General features: G+C 47.9%; 18 protein-coding genes and 1 riboswitch. Of the genes, 16 read left to right on the forward strand and 2 right to left on the reverse strand.

Translation table 11 applies throughout. From position 1 onward, the window contains the following. Positions 1–43: 43 nt before the first annotated feature. Positions 44–1,147 carry a phosphate/phosphite/phosphonate ABC transporter substrate-binding protein gene (locus FN001_RS05965; RefSeq protein ID WP_142411143.1) on the reverse strand — a complete coding sequence of 368 codons (1,104 nt, stop codon included), beginning with the start codon at positions 1,145–1,147 and terminating at the stop codon, positions 44–46. Positions 1,148–1,783: 636 nt separating this feature from the next. Further along, positions 1,784–1,891: riboswitch (TPP riboswitch) on the forward strand. A 68-nt stretch (positions 1,892–1,959) separates the two neighbouring features. On the opposite strand from FN001_RS05965, the gene thiE reads away from it, so the two are divergent. The 13 genes from thiE to FN001_RS06030 all read left to right on the forward strand — a co-directional run bounded on the left by thiE (position 1,960) and on the right by FN001_RS06030 (position 12,961). After that, on the forward strand, positions 1,960–2,595 hold the full coding sequence (gene thiE, locus FN001_RS05970) for a thiamine phosphate synthase (protein WP_142411144.1): 636 nt from the start codon (positions 1,960–1,962) through the stop codon (positions 2,593–2,595). 314 nt (positions 2,596–2,909) lie between these two features. Continuing rightward, positions 2,910–3,719, forward strand: a complete 810-nt coding sequence (thiD, locus tag FN001_RS05975) for a bifunctional hydroxymethylpyrimidine kinase/phosphomethylpyrimidine kinase (protein ID WP_117552527.1) — start codon at positions 2,910–2,912, stop codon at positions 3,717–3,719. Further along, a complete protein-coding gene (tenA, locus tag FN001_RS05980; protein ID WP_142411145.1) occupies positions 3,716–4,378 on the forward strand; it encodes a thiaminase II in 663 nt (220 codons plus the stop codon). The genes thiD and tenA overlap by 4 nt, the downstream gene beginning before the upstream one ends. Position 4,379: 1 nt before the next feature. Further along, entirely contained in the window at positions 4,380–5,132 is a 753-nt protein-coding gene (locus tag FN001_RS05985; protein ID WP_142411146.1) for an ABC transporter ATP-binding protein, read from the forward strand. Positions 5,133–5,200: 68 nt separating this feature from the next. Beyond that, positions 5,201–5,941, forward strand: a complete 741-nt coding sequence (locus FN001_RS05990; protein ID WP_142411265.1) for an ABC transporter permease — start codon at positions 5,201–5,203, stop codon at positions 5,939–5,941. A gap of 73 nt (positions 5,942–6,014) precedes the next feature. Then, entirely contained in the window at positions 6,015–7,100 is a 1,086-nt protein-coding gene (locus FN001_RS05995) for an ABC transporter substrate-binding protein (RefSeq protein ID WP_243121943.1), read from the forward strand. 477 nt (positions 7,101–7,577) lie between these two features. After that, positions 7,578–8,798 (forward strand): MFS transporter, encoded by a 1,221-nt coding sequence (locus FN001_RS06000; RefSeq protein WP_142411147.1) that lies wholly within the window; start codon positions 7,578–7,580, stop codon positions 8,796–8,798. A 54-nt stretch (positions 8,799–8,852) separates the two neighbouring features. Continuing rightward, positions 8,853–9,389 (forward strand): methylated-DNA--[protein]-cysteine S-methyltransferase, encoded by a 537-nt coding sequence (locus FN001_RS06005; RefSeq protein WP_142411148.1) that lies wholly within the window; start codon positions 8,853–8,855, stop codon positions 9,387–9,389. A 197-nt stretch (positions 9,390–9,586) separates the two neighbouring features. Further along, positions 9,587–10,102 (forward strand): hypothetical protein, encoded by a 516-nt coding sequence (locus FN001_RS06010; protein WP_142411149.1) that lies wholly within the window; start codon positions 9,587–9,589, stop codon positions 10,100–10,102. 73 nt (positions 10,103–10,175) lie between these two features. Further along, positions 10,176–11,387: a flagellin lysine-N-methylase gene (gene fliB / locus FN001_RS06015; protein ID WP_142411150.1), complete on the forward strand. Its 1,212-nt coding sequence runs from the start codon at positions 10,176–10,178 to the stop codon at positions 11,385–11,387. A 177-nt stretch (positions 11,388–11,564) separates the two neighbouring features. Continuing rightward, a complete protein-coding gene (locus tag FN001_RS06020) occupies positions 11,565–12,023 on the forward strand; it encodes a hypothetical protein (protein WP_142411151.1) in 459 nt (152 codons plus the stop codon). Continuing rightward, positions 12,004–12,225: a hypothetical protein gene (locus FN001_RS06025; RefSeq protein ID WP_117485383.1), complete on the forward strand. Its 222-nt coding sequence runs from the start codon at positions 12,004–12,006 to the stop codon at positions 12,223–12,225. Before FN001_RS06020 ends, FN001_RS06025 begins: the two co-directional genes overlap by 20 nt. A 136-nt stretch (positions 12,226–12,361) precedes the next feature. After that, the gene (locus FN001_RS06030) at positions 12,362–12,961 is read left to right on the forward strand and encodes a hypothetical protein (protein WP_117485385.1); all 600 of its coding nucleotides are present in this window, start codon (positions 12,362–12,364) and stop codon (positions 12,959–12,961) included. 986 nt (positions 12,962–13,947) lie between these two features. Here the strand turns inward: FN001_RS06030 and FN001_RS06035 are convergent. After that, the gene (locus FN001_RS06035; protein ID WP_142411152.1) at positions 13,948–14,574 is read right to left on the reverse strand and encodes a sugar O-acetyltransferase; all 627 of its coding nucleotides are present in this window, start codon (positions 14,572–14,574) and stop codon (positions 13,948–13,950) included. Between the two features lie 313 nt (positions 14,575–14,887). On the opposite strand from FN001_RS06035, the gene FN001_RS06040 reads away from it, so the two are divergent. The 3 genes from FN001_RS06040 (at position 14,888) to FN001_RS06050 (ending at position 16,460) form a co-directional block, all read left to right on the forward strand. After that, positions 14,888–15,508 carry a TetR/AcrR family transcriptional regulator gene (locus FN001_RS06040; protein WP_142411153.1) on the forward strand — a complete coding sequence of 207 codons (621 nt, stop codon included), beginning with the start codon at positions 14,888–14,890 and terminating at the stop codon, positions 15,506–15,508. Next, the gene (locus FN001_RS06045; RefSeq protein WP_118297797.1) at positions 15,505–15,690 is read left to right on the forward strand and encodes a cysteine-rich KTR domain-containing protein; all 186 of its coding nucleotides are present in this window, start codon (positions 15,505–15,507) and stop codon (positions 15,688–15,690) included. Before FN001_RS06040 ends, FN001_RS06045 begins: the two co-directional genes overlap by 4 nt. A gap of 257 nt (positions 15,691–15,947) precedes the next feature. Then, positions 15,948–16,460, forward strand: coding sequence for a hypothetical protein (locus FN001_RS06050; RefSeq protein WP_142411154.1), 513 nt, complete (start codon positions 15,948–15,950; stop codon positions 16,458–16,460). Positions 16,461–16,537: the final 77 nt, after the last annotated feature.

The raw sequence follows: 16,537 nt of genomic DNA on the forward strand, positions 1-16,537 counted from the left end.
ACCTGCCTTACAAATAATGATTCAGTAAAAAACTGGAACCTGTTTAGTTCATAGCTTTCAGCATTTCCTGTGCGGCGCGTTCCCCGTCATAGTTCGCGTCATCGCCCCACTCGTAGCCGACCTGACTGAAGACTTTGATGATGTCTTTGCCTTCATCGGTTCCTGCGATCTCGATGAAGGAATCACCGAGAGCCTGACGGAAGTCAGCGTCCTGCATGAGCTCGGAAGTTTTGCTGTATGCGATCATATCGTTGTAGATTCCCTCTGTGACGCCGATGATGCCTGTCTGCTTTACCATATCATCGGTGCCGCCGAATTTCTCTTTCCAGTCCGGCGCATATTTTGTGCGGATATGGCCATAGGAGACCATGAGGTCTGCCTGTCCGGAGGCGAGGCGGGCGAGGGAGGTGGTGTAGGAATCGGACTGGACCGCATTCGCGAGGTCAGCGATGGTCTTTCCGTAGCGCTCGTTTAACCATAAGGACGGGTAAATGTAGCCGGACGCGGAGGTCGGACCCATGACTGCCCATGTGGCGCTGTTTAAGTCATCCCAGGTGAGATCTTCTCCGTTGTTGACTTTTGCTAAGAGCTCCTGCCCTTTTTCACTCGGTCCCGCGAGAATGATGGAGCGGTAATATGTGCTCATTTTGTCTGTGTTTTCCTCAATGGTGCCGTCGTTCCACTCCTTCGGATCCTCGGAGTCCTTGTTGATGGCGTAGCGGAGAGCCGTGAGGAGAACGTCGCAGTCATCGGAGAACAGCACATAGTTTCCGCCGGAGATGAAGCCGATATCAGCACTTCCTGCGCTCAATGCCTCGCCGACAGCGGTGTAGCTTGTTCCGACGGTCATGTCGATGTCTTTGACATTGTAGCCTTTTTCAAGCAGTGTCTCTTTTAAAAGGTTTTCTAGCGGTTCTGTGGCTGTGGTGATCGTATCTGCATCCGCGTACGGGGAGAACGCGATCTTTAAGGAATCGATGGATTTCGTCTCAGCGGAAGCAATCGTCTCAGCAGCGCTTTCTGCGGATGCGGCAGCTGTTGTCTCTTCCGTGGAAGCCGCTGCCGCGTCTGTCTTAGAAGAGGAACATCCTGTGGTGAGTCCGAGGCAGAGCGCCAGGGAGAGAGCCGGTACAACAAATTTTCTCATAATAATACCTCCATAGCCCGTCAGGGCAGAATATATTTTCTGCTGAAAGAATGGGACACCGGGAAATACGGTGAAATAGTTTCAATATCCGCCAATGGTCAGGACACAGTGAGAGCGTGATCGTTCCGGATAAAATGAAACAGAACACGTTCAGCAGCCATGGATCCGGGTGAAACAGGCGGACAAAGAAAAAGGCATGCCTTCTGCAGCATGCCGTAAAAATGACTTTCAGGCAGAATGCTGACAAGCCGCGGACATGGATCCGCGGCATGGGGCGGTCGATCCTTTCTGGGATCCTCTCAGCCCGGAACACGGGCTCCCTCGCAATCTGGTCTTCGTCATCAAGTGATTGAATTGATCGCAGCACCAGGGCGCTCCCCCTCATGCTGCATTCCGTTAACCGATTTGGATTGTAGCACAGGAGGTGGAAAAAGGCAAGAGAGGAAATTTCTGAAGGGTCCGCCGGGAAAAAGCGGTGGCGGGGAACACAAGGCTGTAAGCAGGCTGCACAGAATACATGAATAATATCGATGAATCCATGTGAAATTCGCAGTCTTGAAATCATGTATGAAACCGGATGCAAACTTGACTTTTCAGCGCAGAAAGTATATAGTAAATCTTGTCAGAAAAAAGAAAATAAACAGACCGGGGAGCCTGACGGATCAGGCTGAGAGTTGGCTGCATCGCCAAGACCCGTATACCTGATTTGGATCATGCCAACGTAGGAAGCTGCTGAAGAGAAAGAGTAGAAGTGGAGATACCTGCGGGTGTCTCCTTTTTTAGTAACAGGAAATTTTTAGGAGGTAGAAGAGATGAACTGCAGACCGGAAGATATGCTGCTCTACGCGGTGACAGACCGCGCGTGGTTAAACGGTGAGACTCTGGAGAGCCAGGTGGAAAAGGCTTTAAAGGGGGGCGCAACATTCGTTCAGCTGAGGGAAAAAGAGCTGGATGAGGAGAAATTTTTGGAAGAGGCGAAGAAGATCAAAAAGCTCTGTGCCGAATACCATGTTCCCTTTGTGATCAATGACAATGTGGATATTGCCCTTAAGGTGGACGCAGATGGCGTCCATGTGGGACAGAGAGATATGGAAGCGGGAAAAGTGAGAGAAAAGCTGGGACCGGATAAGATCATCGGTGTTTCCTGCAAAAATGTGGAACAGGCGCTTCTCGCGAAAAAGCACGGGGCGGATTACCTCGGTGTCGGAGCAATGTATCCGACAGGAACAAAGAAGGACGCCACAGCGGTGACACCGGAGGCACTCTCTGAGATCTGTCGGGCGGTGGATATCCCGGTAGTTGCCATCGGCGGAATCAATAAGGACCGTCTGGAGCCCCTTAAGGGAACCGGCGTGGACGGCGTTGCGGTCGTCAGCGCGATCTTCGCGGCGGAGGATATTGAGAAGGCGACGAGGGAATTGAAAGAGGCGGTAAGAGAAATCTTATAAGATTTTAAAGAGTTTTCAGTGATATGCCTTCTATCCTATGTTTTCTTACGATCAGCGCAGTAAGTGCGCAAATCTGCTGAACAGTTACAATAATTTCAAAAAACATAATTTTTCAAACACTATATTCAAACAAGCCAATAACCCAGAAAAAAAGATAGTCTGCCTGAGAATGGAGATTTTTAATTTACATAGCAGCCATTTTCTTTCTGGTTTTGGAATAGATCAAGCGGAAATATTCTTCCGCGGCGGCACATTGGGGGCACCACCTTGCGTCGCCTAATAAAAAGTTATTGATGCCTGAAAGGAGTTTTATGATGAAGACAGCATTAACGATCGCCGGAAGCGATTCCAGCGGAGGCGCCGGCATCCAGGCCGACTTAAAGACGATGATCGCAAACGGAGTATATGGAATGAGCGCGATTACAGCACTGACGGCCCAGAACACGACCGGCGTCCAGGGAATTTTCGAGGTAACACCGGAATTCCTGGAACAGGAGATCGACAGCGTATTTACGGACATCCGTCCGGACGCGGTAAAGATCGGAATGGTTTCTTCCGCGGGACTGATCAAGTCTATCGCAAAGAAGCTTCATGAACACAAAGCAGAAAATATCGTTGTGGACCCGGTCATGGTGGCGACAAGCGGATCAAAGCTGATCAGCGACGATGCCATCGGCACATTAAAAGAATACCTGTTTCCGATGGCGGCGGTCCTGACCCCGAATATCCCGGAGACAGAGGTTTTATCAGGGATGGAAGTAAAGTCCGCCGAGGACATGATCGCGGCGGCAAAACAGATCAGTGAGACCTATCACTGCGCAGTCCTCTGCAAGGGCGGTCATCAGTTGAATGATGCCAACGACCTGTTATACCGCGACGGCAGCTACCGCTGGTTCAACGGTAAGCGTATCGACAACCCGAACACCCACGGAACCGGCTGCACCTTATCGAGCGCCATCGCATCCAATCTGGCGAAGGGCTATGACCTCGATACGGCGGTGGAACGCGCGAAAGCTTACATCTCCGGAGCGCTGGCAGCCATGCTGGACCTCGGACATGGATCCGGACCGATGGACCACGGATTTGATTTCCGCGGAAAAGGATTTGCGGAGGAACATGTATGACGATGACAGAACGCCTTTTAGAGGCAACAAAGGAGATCTGGGACGGCTATAACGAGACGCCTTTTGTAAAGGGAATCGCGGACGGCAGTCTGGATCATGAAAAATTCAAATATTATATGATACAGGATTATCTGTATCTTCTTGACTATACAAAGGTATTTTCCATCGGCACGGCGAAGGCGAAAAACCTCGACGCTATGCGCCTGTTTGCGGGTTATACCCATTCGATCCTGGACGGTGAGATGGATATCCACCGCGCGTACATGACGAGACTCGGAATCGCAAAGGAGGAGGCGGAGCAGACACCGGTCGCTCTTGATAATCTGTCCTATACCTCCTATATGCTTCGTGTCGCTTACGAGGAAGGAGAGGCGGAGGTCATGGCAGCGATCCTTTCCTGTGCGTTGAGCTATGAGTTTATCGCAAAGAAGATCCTTGCGGAGTATCCGGCTGCAGATAAGCATGAGTTCTATGGGGAATGGGTCAGCGGATATGCGTCCGACTCCTACCACGAGGACAATGAGGTGCTGGCAGACCTGATGAACCGCCTGACGGAGGACTATTCCGAGAAGCAGAAACAGCATCTCGTGGACATCTTTACAGCATGCTCCCGCTACGAGGCGGCATTCTGGGATATGGCATGGGAAATGAGGCAGTAGGATGCTGAAATTTGACAATGTAAGCTTTCAATATGATGTGGAAGATTTCTCCATCATTGACCACCTCTCCTTCGATGTACAGGACGGGGAATTCGTGTCCGTCATCGGCGCTTCCGGCTGTGGTAAGAGTACGATCTTCCGGCTTGTGAACAAGCTTCTTCTGCCGGCTTCCGGCGAGATTCTGGTGGACGGCGAGTCTATAGAGAAGAAGAGAAACTACTGCGGATACATGCCGCAGCAGGATCTTTTATTTCCGTGGCGGACCGTGCGGGAGAATCTCCTGCTGCCGATGGAGATCCGGGGCGGATATTCGAAAACGGAGATGAGAGAGAAGGCGGACGCGGCGCTGGAATCCGTTGGTCTTAAGGACTGGGGTGACAAGACGCCGAAGGAGCTTTCCGGCGGCATGCGCCAGAGAGCGGCATTTGCGAGAACGGTGCTCACGGGTTCCGACCTTCTGCTCCTCGATGAGCCGTTTTCCGCCCTCGATTACCTGACGAGGATTTCCATGCGGGAATGGCTTTTAGAGCAGTGGGAGAGGGAGAAAAAGACAGTCCTTTTTATCACACACGATGTGGAGGAAGCGGTCTTTTTGTCCAGCAGGATTCTGGTTGTTGAAGAATCACCGATCACTCATCTGCGGTCCATTGATGTCCCGGCAGAATATCCGAGATCCAGGGACGAGCTTCGAAAACCGGAGATACTGGCCCTGAAGGAGGACCTGATCGGCATGCTGAGGAAGGAGACGGCATGAGTAAGAAGATGAAGAAGGATCATGTGCGGGTTCATTCCGGGGCTTCGCGCGGACAGACCCATAATTTTCTGAGTACGAATCTTCCGGCGGCGATTCTGGTGGCGGCTCTGCTGATCTTCTGGCAGGCGGCGGCTATGGGAATCGACGCGGCGTATATCCTGCCGTCACCGACCCAGGTGGTGGTACGGCTCTGGGAGCTTAGAGGCCCGTTATTTACGGCCCACCTTCCGGCAACCATGTCGGTGGTGGGGATCGGACTTCTGATCTCCATTATTCTCGGCCTTGGTCTGGCCATTTTGATGGATGCCAGCGAGACAGCGGAAAAGGCACTCTATCCGCTTATTATCGCGTCCCAGACGATCCCGACGACAGCTCTGGCACCGCTTTTTGTACTCTGGTTTGGATATACGATCTGGAGCAAGGTGCTTGTGACGGTGCTGATCACATTTTTCCCGATCACGATCACGGTATTCGACGGATTTAAGTCGGTGAAGACGGAGATGGAAGAGCTCTTGTTTACCTTTGGCGCGGATAAACGTCAGATTTTTATGAAGTTGAAGGTTCCGGCGGTCCTGCCCTGCTTTTTCTCGGCGATCAAGATGGCGGTTCCGTTATCGATCATCGGAGCGGCCATCGGTGAATGGCTGGGAGCCCAGAGTGGACTTGGATATTTCAGCAGGAGAATGATGACACAGCTTGACGGAGCCGGAGTGTTCGCACCGATCTTATTGTTATCGGTGGCGGCGATGGCGGCTGTCTGGGTGGTCACACTGCTTGAAAAACGGATCATTCACTGGAGAAATGAGTAGAAAACACAACATGAAATTCTGGCTGACCAGTGAAAGAGCTGGACAAATTATTTTGATAACGAAAGGAAATGACATGAAAAAAGGAATGAGAATCGCTGCAGCGGTGATGGCTGCGGCTTTCAGTATGACAGTACTTGCAGGATGCGGTAAGAGTGAGACAAAGACAGCGGAGACGACGGCAGCGGCAGCCGCTTCGGCGGAAAACAGCAGCGCGGCAGAGACAGCGGCTGCTTCTGATGAGAAAAAGGATCTCCGTGAGGTCAATGTGGTATTGGACTGGTATCCGAACGCGATCCACACCTTTATCTACACCGCCATCGAGCGCGGATATTATGCGGAAGAGGGACTTGATGTAAAGGTCCGCTTCCCGGCGAACGCGAATGACGCTCTGGCTCTTGTCGCTGCCGGTAAAGCGGAGATCGGAATGTATTATCAGCAGGATGTGATTCAGGCGGTTGCAAATCAGGGAACGAAGATCAAGTCTATCGGCGCGATCGTGCAGTCTCCGTTAAGCATTGTACTTTCTTTAAAGGATAAGAACATTACAAGCCCGTCCGATCTTGTCGGAAAGACGGTTGGATACGGCGGAACAGCTCTCAGTGAGTCCATTGTGAAGACCATGATGGAGTATGTGGGCGCGGACGCGTCAGATGTAAACCTGATCGATGTTGGATTTGACCTGATGAGCTCCATGACTACCGGCAACGTGGATGCCACCATCGGCTGCCTTGTGAACCATGAGGTTCCGCAGCTGGAGGAAGAGGGCTTTGACGTCAATTATTTCATGGCAAACGGATATGGCATTCCGAATTATTATGAGGAAGTGTTCCTCGCAAATAATGAGATGATCGAGAGTGAGCCGGAGGTCTTAAAGGGCTTTTTACGTGCATCTGCAAAGGGCTTTGAGGACTTTAAGAAGGATCCGGACGGCTGCCTCGCGATCCTCATGAACAACCAGAATGAGGAGAATTTCCCGCTGACACAGAGTGTTGAGGAGAAATCCTGTGAAACTCTGCTGCCGCTTATGGAGACGGAGGATGTTCCGTTCCTGACACAGACGGAGGAGTGCTGGCAGGAGAACATCGACTGGATGCTTGAGAGTGGACTGATCGATCAGAAGGTTGAGGTTTCTGATGTGATGGTGGACCTCGGGGAGTAGGTTCCTGGGGGAATTTTATAGGAATTGAGAAATACCGGGATGGTGGGGAGGCTGCTGTTCCGGTATTTTTGTTGGGTTAAGTCAGGAAAAGGGAGGTTGTGTCAACCTGGCGGAAGTACGCGCAGGTCAGCTTCCGGCTCCTGGTGCTGTCGATTTCCAGGCGGTTCCTCTATGCTTGCAGAAAAATGCTAAGGGCGGAGAAAATGGGACGCAACTCGCTTCGCTCAGACAAGCGCCCCATTTCCTCCAACGCATTTTCCTGCGAGCCAAGAGGAAGCCAGGCCTGTAAATCAGGCACCCGGCTCCGGAGGCTGACCTGCGCTGGGGATTGGAGGTGTAAGGATAGATCCGAAGAATATATGATCTGGTTGTTACTGTGGGAAAGAACGCTTGTTCATATGAGAGATATGTATTATAATTGGGGTTAGATAATGTTTTTACGAGAAAGAAAGAGAGATCTGGATGGAGGAAATGAACATGGCGGAACAGATGAAGAAGGAGAGGGCAAGGCGGCTGTTTTTGATCGCTTTTGTTTTGTTTACGTTTGCGAACGGATTTGGCGGCAGCATTATCTCGAATTATTTTAAGGGCGTGTATCAGGTGGACTCGGTGCAGAGGGGGCTTTTGGAGATCCCGAGGGAGCTGCCGGGAGTTGTGGGAGTGTTTGTGATCACGGCGCTGTCGGGATGTGGAAATCTGACGTTAGCGATGATCAGTTTCTGCCTGTACGCGGTGGGAATGTTTGTCCTTGGACTCTTATCTCCGGGATATCTCTTAATGCAGCTGTTTGTGTTTACCTATTCTCTCGGGGATCATATTGTCATGCCGGTCCGGGACGCGATCGCGATGGATCTCGCGGATGAGGGGAAGACGGGAACCTTTCTTGGAAAATACCGGGGATATGCGACGATGGGGTCTATGGCTGCATCGCTGCTTGTATTTATCGGGTTCCGGTATGGGGCATTCTGGTTCCGGGCGGACAGAGCGATCATTCCGTCGTTCTGTGTGTCTCTTGTGATCGTTGCGGCGGCGTTATTCTTCCTGTGGAGACTGAGAAGAGAGGTTCCGGCCCTTGATGTGCGAAAGCATGATGAGAAGAAAAAGGGACTGCCGCTTAAGAAGAAATATATTCCTTATTATATCGTTACAGGGGTTTATGGTTTCCAGAAACGGATGCGTCTGGTGTTTGCACCGTGGATCATTATCGAGCTCCTTGCGATGGGGGCAGATACGGTGGCGCTTCTTGGAATCGCGGCGCATTTTGGCAGCAGTATGATTGCTCCGCAGATCGGAAAATTTCTCGACCGGTATGGGGTGAAAAAGGGACTTGTTCTGGAGAGTGTGACGATCGGGGCGATCTTTCTGTATGCGGCCTGGGCGGTCCATGGGATCACGTCCGGTGTGTTTACAGGAAGAGTCGAGCAGATCTTTGCATTCACGGCATATATTTTTATTATGATCGCGGATCACTTTAATGCGGTCCATGTGATGTTGATGAAAAAACTCAGCGACTCTCCGGCGGACGTGATGGAGAACCTGTCCTTCGGACTCAGTGTGGATCATGTGCTGGCGGTGACGGTCTCCGGGCTTTTAGGAGCTGTCTGGAAGTTTGTCGGTCCGGAGTGGGTGTTCGTATTGGGAGCAGCGGTCTGCCTGGTGCATTTTGGGGTGGCTGTATGGCTTGGAAAGAGAGCATGATAAAGAAGACACAAAATAGCTGGTGGATATGATAAATTTAAGGAGAAACAGAATATGATCTTTGTATCGCATTATGATTCACTGCTTGGAATCCTTTATCTGGCGGCGGATAAAGATGGATTAAAGGGAGTCTGGTTTGAGGGGCAGAAGTATTTTGCTTCCGGGTTAAAAGAGAACGGGACAGAGGAGAAGGAAACTCCTGTCTTGAAGAGGACGAGAGAGTGGCTGGATCTTTATTTCGCAGGAAAAGATCCGAAGTTTCTTCCGCCGCTGGCGCCGGACGGATCAGAATTCCGGAAAGAGGTCTGGAAGCTCCTGCTTACGATCCCATACGGGAAGACGATGACTTACGGAGAAATCGGCAGAAAAATTGCTGAGATGACAGGAAAAAAGCACATGTCCGCTCAGGCCGTCGGAGGCGCGGTCGGCCACAATCCGATCTCAATCCTGATTCCATGCCACCGGGTGGTCGGAACGAACGGTAGTCTCACCGGGTATGCGGGCGGAATTGAGAAGAAGATCGGGCTTTTGAAACTGGAACAGACAGACATGTCCGGGATGTTTGTGCCGAAGAGAGGGACGGCGCTGTAGTTGAGAAGTGCTGGATGTTCACGTGTATGGTTTCGTCTTCTGAGCTGTGAGCAAAATATACAGTTACTGTTTGCGCAAGGCGCGAACAGTAACATACGAAATGACGGGTGTAGTGTAGAAATGTGAAAATTTTGCATTACACCTGTTTTTTATGATATTATGGTAGCGGAAGAATTTAGATTTCGTTGAGGTGCGACATGAAGATACAGAAAAAATGGCTCTATATACTGCTGGCTGCAGCAGGTGTGTTCGGTGTGGTCACAATTCTCTTTTTTTCAGGTGAAAAATGGCTGCGTGATGGCTGGTATTATATCCCTGACAGGGCGATCGCCATTGCACTTGGGCTCTGCGTGTTCTGGCAGATCGTGCTGACAGCGGGGACATTTTTTTTGCTGGCGTGGAACAGAAAGAAATTCGACGGCTGGATGAGAAGGATTATCAGGATACCGGTGATCGTGGCGGCGGTTTTTCTGTTCCTGTTTTTTGCATGGAACTGGTTTCTTTACAGTCTTGGATTTGAGCAGAAAGTGGAACAGTATGATGAACACATTGCCCTGTATGTAACGAATACATTTGTGAGAACGAGATTTCGGTATCCGCATTATATGTATGAGGAAAACTGGCTGTTTATGAGGAGTCTGAGTGATGAAGAACAGCAGGAAGCTGTTTTAAAATACGGAGATCCGGATGCTTATTACAGGGAATATCATTAACGGCAGATGCAGATATGCGCCGGAAGAAAAGCTGCAGTTGGAGAGTTATGTGATTCAGAAAGGAAAATAAACGATGCGATATTTAAAACCACATTTTTACGATAAATTTGTCTGTACGGCCGGAGACTGCCCGGATACCTGCTGTGCGGGATGGCAGATCATGATCGATGATGCTTCTCTGGAGAAGTATAAAAACGTGCAGGGGGAGTTTGGAAAACGCCTGCATGGGTCGGTTAACTGGGAAGAGAAGTGCTTCTGTCAGAATGAACGGCGGTGCGCATTTTTGAATCATGAAAACCTGTGTGATCTCTATAAGGCACTGGGACCGGACGCGCTCTGCGATACCTGCCGCCTTTATCCGAGACACACGGAGGAATTTGAAGGACTCAGGGAATTATCCCTGTCCCTTTCCTGCCCGGAGGCGGCGAAGATCATTCTTTCCTGCAAGGAGCCGGTCCGGTTCCTTGAGGAGGAGACGGACGAGGAGGATGATTTTGACGAGTTTGATTTTATGATGTTTTCGAGACTGGAAGACACCAGAGATGTTCTTTTCTCTGTTTTACAGGATCGAAATCTGCCGTTGACACTGCGTATGGCAGCGTGCGAGCAGCTGGCGGAGAGATACCAGATCTGTATGGAGGAAGGAAGAGAGTTTGAGATCGATGATCTGCTTCAGGAATGCGAACGCCATCACAGGGAGGGAACCTTGTGGGAGTTTGTATCGGAAAGTCTCTCGGAAAAGGGCGTGGATGCGGCATCTTTTCATCAGTGGGAGTGGCAGAAGGAAGAACTTCAGGTGCTTTATGGCCTGGAACGTCTGCGCCCGGAGTGGGATCAGGTGCTTGACGGAGCGGAAAAGTGGCTGTATCAGGGAAGCAAAGAGGAATATTTTAAGATCTGTGAGGAATTTCACCGGATGTATGGGGCGCTGAGCAGTCATAAAGAAGAGTGGGAAAATCTGGGCGAACAGCTTTTAATGTTCTTTGTCTATACATATTTCTGCGGGGCAGTCTATGACGATATGGTCTGCTCCAAGCTGGAGCTGGCGCTGTTTTCTGTCCGCTGGATCCAGGAATTTTTGATCGTCCGGTGGCTGGAAAACGGGAAGAAGCTGTCCATGCAGGATGTGGAGGAACTCTCCTGGCGGTACGCGAGGGAGATCGAGCATTCCGATGATAACCTGAATGCGTTGGAGGACTGGCTGTTTGGGATGTATGCGCCGGAAGGATGCCTGCTGGAGGAAGAGAGGAAGCTTTTTGCAAAAGAGGACCGGGTGGGAGATTGAAAAGAAAGGCTTTTGTAGATGTAGCAAAGAATAACTTACAGACAATTAACTAAAATATAAATAATATATTACGAATTATAAAGATAAATGGAAGTATATTGAAAAAAATATGAATTGCAATATAATTTAAATAAGAGAAGATCGACTGACAGCCTGCACCGAGAGAGGAGGACCTCTATGAAAAGACGTGAGAAAATTATGTTGGCACTGTTTGTGATTGATCTGTTCCTTTTACCGTTCTACAAGCAGATCCATGAGGATGTGGGACTTACTTTTTCTTTTAAGAAAATTGTATTTTGGTGGTTCTATTTTTTTCCTATCGCTTATTTTATGGGAGGATATTTCCTGAGTTATTTTATACTTGTAAAAAGTAAAATAATTCTTAATAAAAATGTACAGCAAATGTTGTTGGTCTTGATTGTTACTGTCACAGGAGTGTATGTACTTGCAACAGCAGCGATACTTGTACATCAATGGCATCCATTTTTACCAGATTCGCTTGTTTCAACAATTGTGTATGTTGTTTTAATAATATATGCTCGATATATTTTTGTATTTTCAGTTATAGGTTTCCTGACAGCCATATGTTTATTCAGTCACCTGGATAGGAGGCAGGGTGAGCAAAAAGAAAATTAAAATAAGAGATAGCATTTTCCTGCTGGTGATCATATGTGCATTGATTTTCATAGGGAAAATAACGAAACTCAATGATCTGCGTGCAGAAAAAAGCGATATGTATTATCGATCGCCCATTCAAATGGCTGGAGTAAAAGAGCTATTATATCAACAAAAACACACCAATATGACATCGTTTTTTCAGGGGGAAATGTTACGGTGAACAGACAAAAATATGTCATGGATGAATCGATGGATTCTGTGTTAGATCAATTTTATCGATCATTGAATGAGACGGAGGGAAAATATAATTAGCAGTGCATTGTTGAGATAATGCCCCTGGGAGAATAGGAGTTTTTATGACAAATAAATCAGTAAAAACATGGCGAGTTTTTCTCTTCGGACTGGGCTGTATTTTAGCAGGTATATATTTAAGAAGAGCTTTAACTTATTTTCGGGTAATTAGAGGAAATCTTTTATCGAATAGCATTGTCTTAGTTGCTGTGATTTGGTTTGTGGCGGGGATTGTTCGTTTATACCGTTTACATCGCCTATATCCTGAAACTAAAACAGCTGTCTATAAAGATAAATGGTGCATAATAGAAGCCGTTATTATCTTTATCCTGGCAGCAGGCTTAACATTAACAGGCTGCGGAGCACGCAATGTACAGGAGCCATCCGAAACACTTCAAAGTGGTGAAGATGAGAATATCACAGAATCCATAGAAAACACGGAGTATGATTCCATAGTGGATTTTTTTGCAAACAACAGCACGCCTGTCTTTGTGCTTGATCCTAATAAGGAAAGTAATTCAGGTAATGAATCATTCAGCGCTTTGGATAAAAAAGCTTCCGTGGCAAAGAGTTATTTAGCAGTAACATATGAATGCGAGATAGACAGTAATAAGCTCCAGGTAAAGCTGGCGACATGCAATTCAGACAACGGGAAGAACAGCTGAACGCTGTAATAGAAAGCAATCCGAACATATTCACTAAAAAAGATATTGGAGGGAATTCTGTATATTATTGTCCTGGATCAGAATATGACTGGTTTGACTGTTATGCAATACATATTCCGGCGGGTGATGGATCATTTCCTAAGTATCCTGTTTGCTTTTGAGCACAGACCTGGACGCTAATCTGAGAGTATAAGAAATTCTGAATATTGCATAACCAGAGAGTGGAAACACTTTGATGTACATACAACAAAAATGGGAGGACAAAATGAAAAAACATTGTATACTATGGACGGTAGTAATAACTCTTATTGTTTCCTGGTTTTTATTTTTTCCATGGAGTAAACAAGTATTTGAGGATGGCGGGACTATTGTCTATTCCAGTTTCACATACAAAATTTATATATGGAACTCAATAGGAGGAAAAAACACGACTGAGATATATTATTTCCCATTTAATTTTAAGTATAGAAGTGGGAATATTAGATAAATGATCAAAAGTTAATGACAGCACTTTGATTATTGTTTATGAGTCTAACAACGCACATTTTAACTGTCGAAAGTCCAGAACACGGTTGATCATAGATGGATCTTGAACTGGAGCGGTTTTATCGATTATTGAATGAAACTTTGGTAAAGAGAGGATACATCGGCAAAATTTATGGAGGTGAGGGCTATGAGGAAAATAAAAGAGATCCTTTTTTCTGAGAATGGCATGAAGGTGGTTAATACTCTGTTCTTTTTGGCGATGTTTTTTTATATGAGCGGCCTGTTGTTTGTCGCTTATATTGTCTGGATCTGTTATCTTGTGTTTTGCATTAGAAATACGGAATCCAGGGGAAGCAAGGTGGTTTATTCGGTGTTTGTTGGACTTGCAGTGGTTATGATCGGAGTGAGTCTGTATGGTTTGATACGAGGATGATAGATCATCCGGATTTCCTTTTGAACTTCCTGCCCTTCATGATCTTGTTACAGACTTTTTCATAGGCTCACTTGTTCTGCGCACATATCATCTCCCACGCTTCCTCATCGATCTCCTCCTCATGGAACAGTTTTCTTCTGTCGGTCTCGGTGATCCTGCGAATGACGCGACAGGGATTGCCGGCAGCGATCGACCAGTCAGGAATATCTTTTGTGACAACACTTCCGGAGCCGATCACAACGTTATTTCCGATGTGGACGCCTGGACACACGACGGTATTTCCGCCCAGCCAGACATTGTCCCCGATGGTAACTTCTTTCCCGTATTCGAACCCGGAATTGCGGGTATCCGGATGGATCGGATGTCCGGCTGTATAGATCGCAACATTCGGAGCCATCTGGCAGTTGTTACCGATTTTTACTTTTGCGACATCCAGGATCGTACAGTTGTAATTGGCATAAAAATTTTTCCCGACTTCAATATGGGAGCCGTAATCGCAGTAAAAAGGCGGATTGATCCAGGCATTTTCGGATTTCCCTAAAAGTTCTTTTACTGTCTCCGAAATCCCATCAAAATCGGAGCGGTCTGCAAAGTTAAGCTTTTGCAGGATCTTTCTGCATTTTGCCATTTCCTCCATGACACTCTGATCTGCGATGTACGCGATCTGCATGTCTCTTCTACGTTTCATGTCCATGTTTTGTTTTCCTTTCTACGCATATATAAATAAACGTTTTCATTGATTTTCATATCAGGATCTTCCATAATGATATAATAATCTCATAAGTATGACAATACCGGGTTATGGAAAGCTCGAAATAAAAGAATAAATAAAATGCGATATTTCGGAATCTATTTCCAGAGCCAAATTTGTTTTCGCACAAAGAAAGCACTATCGCTGCTGCAGTTTGAGGGGAGTGAAAAATAAAATGAAAACCTCTTGACAAGTAACCGATTGGTTACTATAATACAAAGTAACCGAACGGTTACAAGAAACAAGGAGTCAGGTCATGGCTGGAGAGACGAAAGAACGAATTTTGGAGGCTGCCCTTGAGCTGTTCGCGCAGAGCGGATATTCGGGGACTTCCATGAATGATATCGCAAAGCAGCTGGGAATTACAAAGGGAGCTTTGTATAAGCACTACACGGGAAAACAGGAGATCCTGGACAGGATCGTGGAGCGGATGAATCAGATGGATTATGAGCGGGCGGAAGAGTACGAGATGCCGGAGACGGAGCCGGATGGTTTCGCGGAGGCGTATCTTCACACGCCGATCGGGAAGATCCGTTCATATAGCATGGCGCAGTTTGCCCACTGGACGGAGGAACCGTTCGCGTCTAATTTCAGGAAGATGCTGACGCTGGAACAGTATCGCGATCCGAAACTTGAAAAGCTGTATCATGATTATCTGGCGACCGGGCCAGCGGAGTATATGGCGGCGGTGTTTCGGAAGATGACGGACAGCGATGCGTCTGCCATGCAGCTTGCCCTGGAGTTTTATGGTCCAATGTTTCTGCTCTACAGCATTTATGACGGCGCAGAGGAAAAAAGTGCAGTTTCCGGATTGCTGAGGGAACATATCGACCGTTTTATCAGGCGGATGGAAGCAGAGAGGATGGATGTAAAATGACAGAATATACAGGGCGGGAAAGATTCTGGATCCGATGTCCGGTGTGTGGGGCAAAAACACGTCTGCAGCTGCTTTGGGAGACGGAACTCAGGGCGTTTCCGTTGTTCTGTCCGAAATGTAAAAGCGAAACATTGATCGATGCAAAAAATTATATGATCCAGGTTCAGGTTGAGCGCAAGTGAGACCTGATGTGTGATCCGGTTCAGTATAAGCTGACAAAATATTATGCCCCACCACATGGAAGAAGTGGTAGCCCAATTGGAACAAGAGAAAGAGCCAGACGCTAAGACGCAGTGCTGATCGAGAAATCGATCCCGCATTGTGTCTTTTTTTACGTGAACAACGAGACAAAGTCCGCGCTTGCGCGAGACCTTGGCGGCTGTCACGATAAGAAGGGGAAACTCGCGAAGCATATTTTTATTTGTTGGAGGAGAATCATATGGAGGCGATCATTTATACTACGAATACCGGTAGTGCAGAGCAATATGCCAAGATCCTGGCGCAGGAAACAGGACTTCCTGCATATTCAATGAAAGAGGCACAAAAAAAGATCCGACCAGGTGCAGACGTGATCTGCCTGGGCTGGATCATGGCAGGTACCATAAAAGGATATTCAGCGGCTGTCAGGCATTATCAGGTGCAGGCTGTCTGTGCCGTCGGAATGGGACGTACGGGAACGCAGACGGATGCTGTCCGGAAAAAAAACTGCATTCCAGGGGAGTGCCCGCTTTTTACCATACAGGGAAATTTTGATGTGAATAAACTTCATGGGATGTACCGCATGATGATGGAGCTCATGATACGGACTGCGGGGAAAGCACTTGCGGGTAAGAAGGACCGCACAGCGGAGGAAGAAGATATGTTGGATATGATGCTCCGCGGTGGTGAACGTGTACGGCGGGAAAATCTGATGGAAGTGTTGGAATGGTATCACTTACAAGAACACATTTGATCTTTGAGCGAAGCGGAGAGAGGTGATATTACGCAGCCTGCAAGTGGATTGCCATAATTGACAATAATGATAATTAT

This window comes from Clostridium sp. Marseille-P7770, from assembly GCF_902143525.1.
GTDB lineage: Bacteria > Bacillota > Clostridia > Lachnospirales > Lachnospiraceae > Pilosibacter.